14 protein-coding genes are annotated in these 12,845 nt (G+C 37.6%); 5 read left to right on the forward strand and 9 right to left on the reverse strand.

The features are described 5' to 3' along the window. The 4 genes from ACE3RB_RS06175 to ACE3RB_RS06190 form a co-directional block, all read left to right on the forward strand. Positions 1-151, forward strand: a 151-nt coding sequence (locus ACE3RB_RS06175; RefSeq protein ID WP_374463513.1) for a DUF4293 family protein, incomplete at its 5' end; no start/stop codon positions are given. A gap of 143 nt (positions 152-294) precedes the next feature. Beyond that, the gene (locus ACE3RB_RS06180; RefSeq protein ID WP_374463433.1) at positions 295-1,215 is read left to right on the forward strand and encodes a M28 family peptidase; all 921 of its coding nucleotides are present in this window, start codon (positions 295-297) and stop codon (positions 1,213-1,215) included. A gap of 236 nt (positions 1,216-1,451) precedes the next feature. After that, positions 1,452-3,290: an ABC transporter ATP-binding protein gene (locus ACE3RB_RS06185; RefSeq protein WP_374463434.1), complete on the forward strand. Its 1,839-nt coding sequence runs from the start codon at positions 1,452-1,454 to the stop codon at positions 3,288-3,290. An 18-nt stretch (positions 3,291-3,308) separates the two neighbouring features. Next, complete coding sequence (locus ACE3RB_RS06190; protein ID WP_374463435.1) at positions 3,309-3,656, forward strand: DUF1801 domain-containing protein; 348 nt, start codon at positions 3,309-3,311, stop codon at positions 3,654-3,656. Between the two features lie 73 nt (positions 3,657-3,729). Here ACE3RB_RS06190 and ACE3RB_RS06195 read toward each other — a convergent pair whose 3' ends face one another. The 5 genes from ACE3RB_RS06195 to rsfS all read right to left on the reverse strand — a co-directional run bounded on the left by ACE3RB_RS06195 (position 3,730) and on the right by rsfS (position 8,413). After that, positions 3,730-4,386 carry a phosphatidylserine decarboxylase family protein gene (locus tag ACE3RB_RS06195; protein WP_374463436.1) on the reverse strand — a complete coding sequence of 219 codons (657 nt, stop codon included), beginning with the start codon at positions 4,384-4,386 and terminating at the stop codon, positions 3,730-3,732. Positions 4,387-4,390: 4 nt separating this feature from the next. After that, positions 4,391-5,263, reverse strand: a complete 873-nt coding sequence (locus tag ACE3RB_RS06200) for a phosphatidate cytidylyltransferase (RefSeq protein WP_374463437.1) — start codon at positions 5,261-5,263, stop codon at positions 4,391-4,393. Between the two features lie 24 nt (positions 5,264-5,287). Further along, positions 5,288-5,869, reverse strand: a complete 582-nt coding sequence (locus tag ACE3RB_RS06205; protein WP_374463438.1) for an LUD domain-containing protein — start codon at positions 5,867-5,869, stop codon at positions 5,288-5,290. Between the two features lie 135 nt (positions 5,870-6,004). Beyond that, a complete protein-coding gene (ftsH, locus tag ACE3RB_RS06210) occupies positions 6,005-8,026 on the reverse strand; it encodes an ATP-dependent zinc metalloprotease FtsH (protein WP_374463439.1) in 2,022 nt (673 codons plus the stop codon). Positions 8,027-8,047: 21 nt separating this feature from the next. Continuing rightward, positions 8,048-8,413, reverse strand: a complete 366-nt coding sequence (rsfS, locus tag ACE3RB_RS06215; protein ID WP_002982704.1) for a ribosome silencing factor — start codon at positions 8,411-8,413, stop codon at positions 8,048-8,050. A gap of 87 nt (positions 8,414-8,500) precedes the next feature. Between rsfS and ACE3RB_RS06220 the strand changes: the two genes are divergently transcribed. Next, positions 8,501-9,214, forward strand: coding sequence for a biotin--[acetyl-CoA-carboxylase] ligase (locus tag ACE3RB_RS06220; RefSeq protein WP_374463440.1), 714 nt, complete (start codon positions 8,501-8,503; stop codon positions 9,212-9,214). Here the strand turns inward: ACE3RB_RS06220 and ACE3RB_RS06225 are convergent. The 4 genes from ACE3RB_RS06225 to ACE3RB_RS06240 form a co-directional block, all read right to left on the reverse strand. Next, complete coding sequence (locus ACE3RB_RS06225; RefSeq protein WP_374463441.1) at positions 9,208-10,320, reverse strand: LptF/LptG family permease; 1,113 nt, start codon at positions 10,318-10,320, stop codon at positions 9,208-9,210. The genes ACE3RB_RS06220 and ACE3RB_RS06225 overlap by 7 nt on opposite strands. 6 nt (positions 10,321-10,326) lie before the next feature. Further along, positions 10,327-11,457 carry a tRNA guanosine(34) transglycosylase Tgt gene (tgt, locus tag ACE3RB_RS06230; protein WP_002982698.1) on the reverse strand — a complete coding sequence of 377 codons (1,131 nt, stop codon included), beginning with the start codon at positions 11,455-11,457 and terminating at the stop codon, positions 10,327-10,329. 65 nt (positions 11,458-11,522) lie between these two features. Continuing rightward, positions 11,523-11,924 carry a DUF4296 domain-containing protein gene (locus ACE3RB_RS06235; protein WP_374463442.1) on the reverse strand — a complete coding sequence of 134 codons (402 nt, stop codon included), beginning with the start codon at positions 11,922-11,924 and terminating at the stop codon, positions 11,523-11,525. Then, complete coding sequence (locus ACE3RB_RS06240) at positions 11,897-12,613, reverse strand: polyprenol monophosphomannose synthase (RefSeq protein WP_374463443.1); 717 nt, start codon at positions 12,611-12,613, stop codon at positions 11,897-11,899. The genes ACE3RB_RS06235 and ACE3RB_RS06240 overlap by 28 nt, the downstream gene beginning before the upstream one ends. Between the last annotated feature and the right edge of the window lie 232 nt (positions 12,614-12,845).

The raw sequence follows: 12,845 nt of genomic DNA on the forward strand, positions 1-12,845 counted from the left end.
CTGGTTACTAAACTTATCCGGAGGAATTCAGTTTCCTGAGAAGGGTATTGAGCCGATTTTCCCATTGATGGCGGTGGTCTGTCTGCTTATTGCAAACGTTTACATCCGCAAAGATGAGAGGCTCGTAAAATCTGTAGACAGACTTCGATAGCCTTACAACGATTTTTTGAGTGAGAACAGCTTCTTTTAGGAGCTGTTTTTTTATTTTCTATACTTTCTTATTTAATTTATGTAAATTCATTGCAACTTTTTAGTCAGGAACACGACAGATCATATAACTTTTAATAAAAGACAATGAAAAAGCTAACGTATTTTACTTTATCACTATTCTCCGTATTCACCTTTGCACAGGAAGTTTCCAGGGAAAGAGTAAAAACAGTTCTTTCCACTCTCGCTTCAGATGAAATGAAAGGGCGTGAAATCGGAACCCAGGAAAATGAAAATGCAGCCCATTATATCGCTAAACTTTTTAAAGAAAACAACCTGGAATATTGTACGGGAAATTCTTATCTGGTGCCATTTGACTACAATGGGAAAACAGTATACAACGTTTGTGGAATCAAAAAAGGAAAATCTGATCAGTATCTTGGTTTTTCAGGGCATTTCGACCATATCGGGACCAGTGATAAAAGCGGTGATAATATTTACAACGGAGCAGATGATGATGCCAGCGGAATCACTACACTCGTAGGTATTGCCGATTATTTTAAAAATAAAAAGCCGGGATTCTCCATGGTGTTTATGGCATTTAATGGAGAAGAGAAGGGAATGCTGGGTTCAAGAGCTATTTCAACAGATTCTAAACTGGATCACATTTATAATAAAATGACTGCTCTTTTTAATTTTGAAATGGTAGCTACAGAATCCCAATGGGGCAAAAATGCATTATATATGACAGGAGACGGATTCTCAGATCTTGATGAGCTTTTCAATAAAAATGCAGTAAACGGATTAAAAATTAATGCTGATCCTTATGCAAAACAGCAGCTGTTTTACCGTTCGGATAATGTAAGCTTTGTAAAAAAGAAAATTATTGCCCATTCATTCTCTACGGTTGATATGACAAAGGCATCTCATTATCACCATGAAAATGATGATATCAATATTGTTGATTTTGATAATATGACACAGATCATCAATAATTTTGGAAAAACACTGAATAAGCTGAATCCTAAAAACTTTAGCCCAAAATATAACGATCAGGTGAAGTTTTAATTAAACCACTATAAAAAGGAACCGCTGAATAAGCGGTTTTTTTTATTAAACTGCTTTGTTGTTTTACCTTCTGTTCCTGTGTTATATTTCCGTTTATTTATTTTAAAAATAAAGTTTAACAGCCCTGAGTTGTAACAAAAAAACGATTTTTGAAACATATCCGTTAAAGTAAAACAGGATTAAGAACGTCTTATCTTTTAATTTTACGTAATTTTGCTATCCAATTTTTTCATTGAATGAACGAATATAAAAAAATCTTAAAGTTCGCAAGGCCGCATCAAAAATATATCTACGGGAGTTTATTTTTCAATATCCTGTATTCTGTATTTCAGATTGCTTCCTTAGGGACTATTCTACCGGTTCTGGGAATGCTTTTTGGCACCATAAAACCCGAAAAATATGAAAAAGCGCCAGTATACTCCGGTGATATTGTTGATTTTTTCTCCTATGTAAAAGAATATTCCAATTATTATGTACAGACGCTGGTGAGTAATTACGGGGCACTTACTGTCCTTGCCTGGCTGTGCATCATTACTGCATTTATGTTCTTTTTGAGAAATGCATTCCGATATTTCGGTTCTTTATTACTGATCAATTACCGTGTGGGAGTAACCAAAGACCTACGTGGAGCGATGTACAGAAAAATACTTTCTCTTCCTGTTTCATTTTTCACAGAGAGCAGAAAAGGAGACATGATGTCCCGTATGTCCAATGACGTAGGAGAAGTGGAAGGAAATATTTTAGGAAGCCTGATTGAACTGATAAACGCACCTTTTATGCTGATCAGTACATTGGTTACCTTATTTTTCCTGAGTCCTGAAATGACTCTTTTCTCGCTATTGGTTCTTCCTGTGATGGGAACAATGATTGCCTTGATCGGAAAAAGCCTTAAAAAAGACTCACATGAAGCACAAAGTGAGCTGGGAACTATTTTCTCTATTGTGGATGAAACATTGAAGTCTTCAAAGGTCATTAAAATATTCAATGGGGAAAAAATCATGAATAACAGATTCATGTATTCTATGAATAAATGGATCTCAAGTTCTATCAATTTGGGTAAAAAGAAAGAACTGGCGTCTCCAATGAGCGAATTCTTAGGTTCTATTACCTTCCTGATTATTGCCTGGTACGGTGGGAAACAAATTATTGTTGAGCAGAGTATTTCTCCGGCAGATTTTCTTGTATTTTTAGGAATGTTCTTCCAGATCCTTCCTCCTGCAAAAAGCTTATCTACTTCTATTTCCAATGTACAAAAGGGAGAAGCTTCCCTGAAAAGAGTATTGGAAATCCTTGAAGCAGATGTGAAAATTGAGGAAATTGCAGAGCCTGTTTCTATTACAACGCTTCAGAACAATATTGAATTCAAGGATATTGGATTCTATTATGACAAAGCGAATCTTATTCTTAAAAACTTCAACTTAACCATTCCAAAAGGAAAAACAGTTGCTTTGGTAGGGCAAAGCGGAAGTGGTAAAACAACCATTGCCAATCTTTTAGCGAGATTCTATGATGTTTCGGAAGGAGAAATCCTTATTGACGGGACAAATATTAAACATTTAAAATTACAGGAATACCGCCAGCTGCTGGGAATGGTAACACAGGAGTCCGTACTATTCAACGATTCTGTGTATAACAATATTCTGATGGGTAAGCCTGATGCCACCAAAGAGGAGGTAATTGCCGCTGCAAAAATTGCCAATGCGGATTCTTTTATCTCCAACCTTTCTGAAGGGTATGATACCAATATCGGTGATGATGGAAACAAACTTTCCGGAGGTCAGAAACAAAGGGTTTCTATAGCAAGAGCTGTATTGAAAAACCCACCAATTATGATTCTGGATGAAGCTACATCCGCCCTGGATACAGAATCCGAAAGATTCGTTCAGGATGCTCTGGAAAAGATGATGGAAAACAGGACTTCTTTAGTGATTGCCCACCGTCTTTCAACGATTCAGAAAGCAGACTGGATTGTAGTGATGGAAAAAGGTGATATTGTGGAACAGGGAACCCACCACGACCTGATTGCAAAAAGAGGAATGTATCATAAGCTTGTTGAACTACAAAACTTTGACTAATATTTTAATTGAATCAAAATGAACCCCATACAAGAGTATTTCTACAGAATCGAAGAGCCTGAAAGAAGTACTCTTTTGTTTTTACGTGATAAGATCCTGGCTTCAGATCCGGAAAATATTACAGAAACTTTCAGCTTTGGACTTCCGTTCTTCAAATACAAAAAGAAAATGCTGTGTTACTTCTATTACAGCAATAAATATCAAAAGCATTATCTGAGCTTTTATCACGGTGACAGACTTGATTATCCTGAACTGATTCAGGATGGCAGAAAGAAGTTTAAAATCCTCTTAATTGACCCCGAAGAAGACATTCCTGTGGAATTCATATTAAATCTGACAGAAGAGATTAAAACATATATAAAATAGTTTAATTATTAGACTCTCAGGCAAATAAAAAGAGAGCCATAACAGCTCTCTTATATTTTACATTTGATAATGATTAATTTTCTTTCAGTTTGGCAATCACATCCAGACCTCCTTTTGTAATATCTCCGATCTTACAGATAATTTCAGTATCCAGAGGCAGAAAGACATCCATTCTGGACCCGAATTTGATAAATCCGAACTCATGCCCGGCTTTTGCTTTATCTCCTTCATTACAGTAGAAAACAATCCTTCTTGCCACATATCCGGCAATCTGTCTGAAAACCACTTTATGATTGGTTAAAGTTTGTACTGCTACCGTAGTCCTTTCATTCTCTGTAGAAGACTTTTCATGCCATGCTACCAGATATTTTCCCGGATGGTATTTTTTGTAAATCACTTCTCCTGAAACCGGATATCTGCAGATATGAACATTCAGTGGAGACATGAAAATGGAAACCTGGATTGCTTTTCCTTTTATAAATTCATCTTCTTCCACTTCTTTGATAATGACCACTTTTCCGTCCACAGGGGCAATCACGTTTTCTCTGTGGTCAAGAATAGTACGGTCCGGAACTCTGAAAAACCAGAAAACTAAACTGTAAATAACCAGCAAAGGCATAATGATCAGCAGGGACCATATTTTAAGGAAATAAATCGCTAGGGCTCCCAGAATGATGAAAAGTATGGTAGCAACGGTAATCGTTCCTTTTGATTCTCTATGTAATTTCATGAGACTAAATAAATTTTTCTAAAATAAAGTACAAATATACGACAGGAACGCAGATAATAAAACTATCCAGCCTGTCTAAAACTCCTCCGTGCCCCGGAATGATGTTTCCGCTGTCTTTCACACCGAAGTTTCTCTTCAACTGGCTTTCTACAAGATCCCCTAATGGAGCAAAAGCTGCAACCAGAAATCCTACGATCATCCAGTTTCCTCTCAATTCAGGCTGGTAATGTTCAATAAAGTAAGATAAAACCAGTGTTAAAACAACACCGCCTGCATAGCCTTCCCAAGTTTTTTTAGGAGAAATTTTAGGAGCCATTTTATGTTTACCGAAGAATTTCCCTACCAGATAAGCGAAAGTATCGCTGCTCCAGATCAGAATAAACAGAAACAGCACCTCGAGAGAAAAACTTTCATTATAGCTGGAGAACTTTGGCAAACCTAAAGCAAAGCTGAACGGAAGCGCCACGTAAATAACGGTAAAAATAAGTTTCCCGCTGTCGAAGTATAATTCGTTAGGATATTTGAATAAAGTCACCACAGCAATCCCAATCAGGGCGAGTGCCAATATTTCACTAAGCCTGAAATCAAAAAAGAAATCGTGGTTAAAATATCTTTTGGAGAAAATATAAAAGATGAAGATGACCAGTGGATAGACTACCCATTTTTCATAACCGTTTCCAAATTTCATGATTTTGACACATTCCCAGGTTCCTACGATCAGGAGTAAGCTCATCAACCCATGATAAAGATATTGCTGTTTGACCAAACCAGGGGCAATATTGTTCAGCAATTGTGCTCCCAAGGGAGTAGAACAAAGAATAATGATGGCTACATAAACGATACCTGATACGGTTCTTTGAATGAGATTTTTGTCCAAAATTTAAAATTTAGAAGTGGTTGCTTAATCTTCAAGCAGCAATAAAAACAGTTTTGTATTGGAATTGGAAGAACTGTCCATTTTAGACTGGCTTCCGCTGATGGAAGTAAGGTTCTTGATATTTCCGTTTCTTTTTATTTTTCCCATAGCATCATTCAGGTTGTTTACAATCTGAGAAACATTGGCAATAATGATAATTTTATCAGGAAGCATGGAAGAATGATAGTGAAGGATATTATTATGAGAAAGCATGATTCTGCCGTCGTAGGCAATGAGGTATTCACAGGTAATGAATGCAGCATCATTAGACTGCTGCAGTTCTGAGGTATAAGAAGTCTTCACAACGTTCAAAAAGTTCTGGAGTTCTTTATCCCAGCAGAAGAGATTGTGGATGCCTTCTATTTTGATAATTTGATTTAAAGTTTGTAGAGCCTCCGCTTCATCTGCACAATAATTAAAAAATCCCCCCGAATGCGTAAATAATTGCGCAAACTTATAGTCAAGATCCGCATTTTTCAGCGAATCCCCAAGCTTCTCCAGGCTCTGTTTTTCCTCTTCTTCAGGCTGGTTGGTAAGTTTGCTTACAATCCTCTTGAATAAATTCAACTTAATCTATTTTTAGTCAACTTTATACAAAAATAGAAAATAAATTATAATAGTGTTCAAAATATCTCTTGAAATATGAAAAAACCTGGCAATTTTACAGTTGCCAGGTTTTTATTATTTATATTTTTAAGAGTCTTAGAGCTGGGTCGGGCTTTCAGGAGCCTGAATTTCGCTTTCTTCTTCTTTCTCTTTGATCTCAGGTGCTGCCTCTGCTATTGGCTGATCTTTTTCAGGAATAGTATTGGTAACAGGCTTCTCTGTCAATTCCGGATCCCATGCTCTCTTTCCGAAAATTTCTTCCAGATCTTCGCGGAAGATCACTTCTTTTTCCAGCAACTTATTGGCTAAAGCATCCAGCTTATCCTTATTATCTGCAAGGATTCTTACAGCTCTGTCATACTGATTCTCGATAATCGATTTGATCTCTGCATCAATTTTTGTTGCCGTTTCTTCAGAATAAGGTTTTCCGAAATTATATTCAGACTGGCCTGAACTGTCATAGTAAGAAATATTACCGATATTCGGGCTTAATCCATAGATCGTTACCATGGCCTGTGCTCTCTTCGTCACTGTTTCAAGATCAGAAAGTGCCCCTGTGGAAATATTGTTGAAGATTACCTGCTCTGCGGCTCTTCCTCCCAGTGTTGCACACATTTCGTCCAGCATCTGTTCAGTAGTGGTAAGCTGTCTTTCTTCAGGCAGATACCATGCTGCACCTAATGAACGGCCTCTAGGAACAATAGTCACTTTTAAAAGTGGAGATGCATGCTCTACCAGCCAGGAAATTGTTGCATGTCCTGCCTCGTGGTAAGCTACTCTTCTCTTTTCAGAAGGTTTGATTGCTTTATTTTTCTTTTCAAGACCACCAATGATTCTGTCCACAGCATCAAGGAAATCCTGTTTGGTTACTGATGTATGATTATTTCTTGCTGCAATAAGCGCTGCTTCGTTACAAACGTTCGCAATATCTGCTCCACTGAAACCAGGGGTTTGCTTTGCAAGGAATTCTCTGTCTACATTGTCATCAAGCTTGATTTTCTTCAGGTGAACATCAAAGATCTGTCTTCTTTCGTGAAGTTCCGGAAGGTCTACATAGATAGAACGGTCAAAACGTCCTGCTCTCATCAAAGCTTTATCAAGAATATCTGCTCTGTTGGTAGCTGCCATTACGATAACATTCGTATCGGTTCCGAAACCATCCATTTCAGTAAGAAGCTGGTTCAGGGTATTTTCTCTTTCATCATTTCCGCCGGAGAAATTATTTTTTCCTCTTGCACGTCCGATGGCATCAATCTCATCGATGAAGATAATTGCTGGAGATTTTGCTTTAGCCTGAGCAAAAAGATCTCTTACTCTGGAAGCTCCTACCCCAACAAACATTTCAACGAAATCCGAACCTGAAAGTGAGAAAAACGGAACTTTAGCTTCACCTGCAACAGCTTTTACCAACAACGTTTTACCGGTTCCCGGAGGCCCTACCAGCAGGACACCTTTAGGAATTTTACCTCCCAGTTTTGTATATTTCTCAGAGTTTTTAAGGAAATCCACGACTTCCTGAACTTCTTCTTTCGCTCCTTCCAATCCTGCAACATCTTTAAATGTCACCTGAATTCTTTCTTTTTCATCAAAAAGCTTCGCTTTGGATTTTCCGATAGAGAAAATTTGTCCGCCTGGACCTCCGCCGCCGCCCATCTTTCTGAAAAGAAGGAAATAGAATAATCCTAAAATTGAAATCCAAACCAGCGCAGGAACTAAAATATCCATTAAGGCACTTTTACCTGTTCCGTAATCTTTGGTTGTTTTGATTGCCGGGTTGGTCGCTCTGATCTGTTCAAATTTCTGAAGGAAAAGTTGCAGGTCTCCATATTTTACAGAAAAGTCTGCTTTAGGAGCCATTTCGAAGGCAGAAAGCGGGTTGTTTTCTTTTCCGGCTTTGGAAACCATTGCCGATTTCGCTTCTTTTGTCAGGAAAACATCAGCTTTCTCTATGTCTTTGTATATAATTATATTCTGGACTTTCCCCGCCTGCATTTCTCTAAAGAAACCATCTTCATCAATAGATTTTGCACTGTCGCCTCCAAGGAAATTGGAGCCAAAGAATAGCAAAAGAGCTATGATTGCAATAGGAAAGAACCAGTTGAATCCTTTATTATTCATTTAAACTTTTTAAAATTTTTATTATTCATTTTCAATTCTGGTAATGACTGCGTCACCCCAAAGCTCTTCTATGTCGTAGTACTCACGTACCTGTTTCTGGAATATATGAACCACCACTGAAACGTAATCTACCAGTACCCACATCGCATTTTCAGCACCTTCCACATGCCAAGGTCTGTCGTGCAGTTCGTTTCTTACTTTTTTCTCAACACTTCCTGCCAGTGCAGCCACCTGTGTGTTCGAGTTTCCACTACATATTACGAATGTTTCTGCTACGGAATTTTCGATGTTGGAAAGATCAAAGATCATAATGTCTTCACCTTTTACATCCTGGATAGCTTCAACGATTTTATCTATTAATGCTTGTTTTTCTGCTGTTTTATTCATTAAAAAAATACTATAATCTGCAAATTTATTGTTTTTTCTTTACTTTAACCTTACTTTTACCCTCTTAATGTCTTAAAGTTTTCTTAAATGAGCCAACTCTTCTACCTGAAAGAATGTTCTTCTACTAATGACGAAATATCAAAGTTTTTACTTTACGGAAATTCAGATTTTACAGGGCTTCATACTTTTAATCAGACTAAAGGCCGTGGTCAGTACGGAAATACCTGGACTCAGACTGCCGGAAAAAACCTGGCGTATACGCTGGCAGTGAATACTCAGAACATCTTGTGCTCCGACTTTATATTCAATTACTATACCGCAATGATAATCCGGGATTTCCTTGCCAAATTGTCTGACTCAGAGGTAAAAATCAAATGGCCGAATGATATTATCCTTAAAGGTAAAAAAATCGTTGGAATTTTAATAGAAAAGAAAAAGATTAATCAAAATAATTATTTCATCATAGGAGCCGGAATCAATATTCTGCAGGAAAATTTTGATGAAATATCCAACGCAGGATCACTCCTGACGCAAACAGGAGTAGAATTTGACCTTGAAGACCTTGCCCAAAGCCTTCATGAATTCCTGTCTGAAAAACTGAAAAACATTCCATCTGATCAGGAAATATTGGATGGATTCAATACCAACCTTTTCAGAAAAGATCAGATATCAGTTTTTGAAATTGAAAAAGAGCGACAAAATGGCATCATCCGAAAGGCAGACGAAAAAGGTGAGCTCTGGATAGAGCTGGAAGACGGTATGCGTTCCTTTTACCACAAGGAAGTAAAATTACTTTACTGATTGGCTCTTTTGATATAAAGGTAAAGAGTAAGCGGCAGGAAGACAAGATTGGGCAGCCACATTGCCAACGCAGGAGATAAACTTTTATTTTCTGAAACTACTTTTAAAGCTTCAAATGAAAACACGAAAATAAAGGCCAATGAAATCCCTATCGCCAGGTTAATTCCCAATCCTCCCCTTTTCTTTTGCGATGACAGGGAAAGCGCCAGAAATGTCAGAATAATGATTGAAACAGGCATTGACGTTCTTTGATGAAGCTCATTCAGGTAAGAATTCAGGTTACTGTTTCCTCTTTCCTTTTCTCTTTCAATAAACTTTAAGAGTTCCGGAGTGGTCTTATTCTGCCCCAAAAGCTCGTTCGGGAAAAGCTCTTCCGGGGAATGCCCATAGTTTTTCCTTAGTTCTATTCCGTTATTAAGCTTTTCTGAATTGTCTTTATTGATTGTTTTCTCCAAATAATTATTTAAGACAAACTGCTTTTTGTCTTTGTCCCAATACACTTCACTGGCTTTCAGCTCGTAGGTCATTTTCCTGTCTTTATCATATTTCTGATAGACAAAACTTGATCCTCTTTTTTCCCTTTTGTTCCAGGAATCAACGAAGATATATTCTGTTTTACTCAGCTGTGAAGAAGCGGGAGCGGTTCCTAAGATTTTTTCTTTATTGGCCGCATTATAGGTGTAAGCTTCCAGCTCATTTTTCTTGATATTGGCCCAGGGAAGCACCATATGATATACCACCAGGGCAATCAGACCAATAAAAATAGAGGTAAGAAGATATGGTTTTGAAAACCTGTGAAAGCTGGCACCACTACTGATGATGGCAACAATTTCGGTATTATTTGCCATTCTGGAGGTAAAATAAATCACCGAAATAAAAACCAGGATGGAAAGAAAGGTCACCACAAGATTAATAATCCAGAAGGGATAGAAATGGATCAGGAAATACATCAGATCCAGTTTAGGATCAATGGCTTTGGCATTTTCTATCCTTGGGATTTTCTGCTGTACGTCAATTACGAGGACGACTATAGACAACAATACGAGCATGAAACTGAAAGTTCCAAGGTATTTTTTTATGATATATCTGTCTACAATTTTAAGCATATTTTCTTATAGTCTTTGTCTGAGAACCGGTACTACAGAGTTTTTCCATTCATAGAAGTCTCCTGCAATGATATGTTCTCTGGCTACTTTTACCAGATCCAGATAGAATGCAAGATTATGAATTGAAGCAATCTGTTTTGCCAGATATTCTTTAGATACAAACAGGTGACGAAGATACGCTTTTGAATATTCACGATCTACAAAACTTGTCCCGAATTCGTCCAAAGGCGAAAAGTCACGCTTCCATTTTTCATTTTTAAGATTCATCACCCCCTGCCATGTGAAAAGCATTGCATTTCTGGCATTTCTTGTCGGCATCACACAATCCATCATATCAATACCCAGGCCGATAGACTCAAGGATATTCCACGGAGTTCCCACCCCCATCAGATATCTTGGTTTTTCTTTAGGAAGAATGTCTGTTACTTCATCTGTGATTCTGTACATTTCTTCTTCAGGCTCTCCAACGGAAAGTCCTCCGATCGCGTTCCCTTCAGCTCCTGCTTCGGAAATTACTTCTGCAGAAATTTTTCTGAGGTCGGAATAGGTAGATCCCTGAACAATCGGAAAAAGTCTTTGCTTGTGTCCGTATAATTCAGGATTATTGTTTGTCCATTCAATACATCTTTTCAGCCAGCGGTGGGTAAGTTCCATGGATGATTTTGCCTGGTTATAATCGCACGGATAAGGAGTACATTCATCGAAAGCCATGAAAATATCGGCTCCGATCTGTCTTTGAATTTCCATTGATCTCTCCGGGGAAAACATGTGATAACTTCCGTCGATATGAGATTTGAATCTTGCTCCTTCCTCCGTCATCTTTCTGTTACTGGCCAGTGAAAATACCTGAAAACCTCCTGAATCGGTAAGGATAGGAAGGTCCCAGTTCATGAATTTATGTAAACCACCTGCATCCTGCATCGTTTCCATTCCGGGACGAAGGTAAAGGTGATAAGTATTTCCCAGAATGATCTGGGCTTTAATGTCTTCTTTTAATTCTCTCTGATGAACTGTTTTCACACTTGCTACAGTTCCCACAGGCATAAAAATAGGCGTTTGAATCTTCCCGTGATCTGTGGTAATTTCCCCTGCTCTTGCTTTTCCTTCAGAGGTTTTTTCTATATTAAAAAATTTCATCTCTATACTTTTTTAATGCACTGTTTTATCAGTGATTCCTTGCGGACAGAAACCTGTATGCTCATTTACCTTACTAAAGGCATTACAGCACCATTCTGTTTCATTTTATCCTTTACGTATTTATCTGCTTTGGGATCTTTTTTCAGTAATATTTCCTGTGCGTCATTGGCAATCCCATCCATTTCTTCTTTAATTACATAGTATTTGAAACTGTCTACAAAATCATCCGGCTTTACCTTGTATGATTTCAGGACAGCTCTTGTACCTGCTTCCATATTTTTGTCAGGATATACATAGATAGCCTGATCATTGATCGCAAGATCGGCAATTATTTCTGCCATCATACCTTTATCGATCAGGTTTTTAGGCTTATCAATATAATCGCCGCACGAAAACAGCCCCAGCAAAACGAAAATAAAGATCAGCTTTTTCATCAGTTTCATAATCTGTTGATGATTGATTTCCATTTTAAGTTCAATACTCCGAAAACAGCTTCATGGATAATTCCGCCGTTCATTTTGCTTTCTCCTAAAATTCTGTTGGTAAATATGATTGGAACTTCCACAATTCTGAAGCCTTTTTTAAATGCCCTGAATTTCATTTCTATCTGAAACCCGTAGCCTTTTAATTTTACATTATCCAACCCTATTTCTTCCAATACTTTTCTTGAAAAGCAGACAAATCCTGCTGTAGTATCATGAATTGGAAGCCCCAGCACAAACCTTACATATTTTGATGCAAAGTAAGAAAGCAATACTCTTCCCATAGGCCAGTTCACCACATTTACCCCTTTTGAGTAGCGGGAACCGATGGCCATATCTGCATTTAAACAGGCTTCGAAAAGTCTCGGCAGGTCATTCGGGTTATGTGAAAAATCGGCATCCATTTCGAAAATATAGTCATATTTATTTTCAATAGCCCATTTAAACCCATGAATATATGCTTTTCCCAAACCATCTTTCACATGCCTTACTGACAGGTGGAGATAATGCGGATATTTCTTCTGCAATTCTTTTACAATCTCTGCCGTACCATCCGGAGAAGTATCATCTACTACCAGGATATGAAAGTCATCCTCCAATGCAAAAACCGCGGAAATAATATTTTCAATATTTTCCTTTTCGTTGTAGGTTGGGATGATGACGAGTTTTTTCATTTCAGTTTGCAAAGATAGTTTATTTAACCTTTTTATTTTATACAAAATAATCTATAATTTTGCAAAAATATTTCTCGGGGATTAAGCGGATGAAACAGAAACTTTTATTCAACAGATCTGAACAATACGTAAAATCGATGAGAGCAAATATTTTAACTGCAGATACATGGACCAGGTAATAGGAAAATCTATGCCGTACTGTGTAAATCCGGAGTTAAATAATAAATAAAAA

Origin of the sequence: Chryseobacterium sp. (assembly GCF_041914225.1) — a bacterium.
Taxonomy (GTDB): domain Bacteria; phylum Bacteroidota; class Bacteroidia; order Flavobacteriales; family Weeksellaceae; genus Chryseobacterium.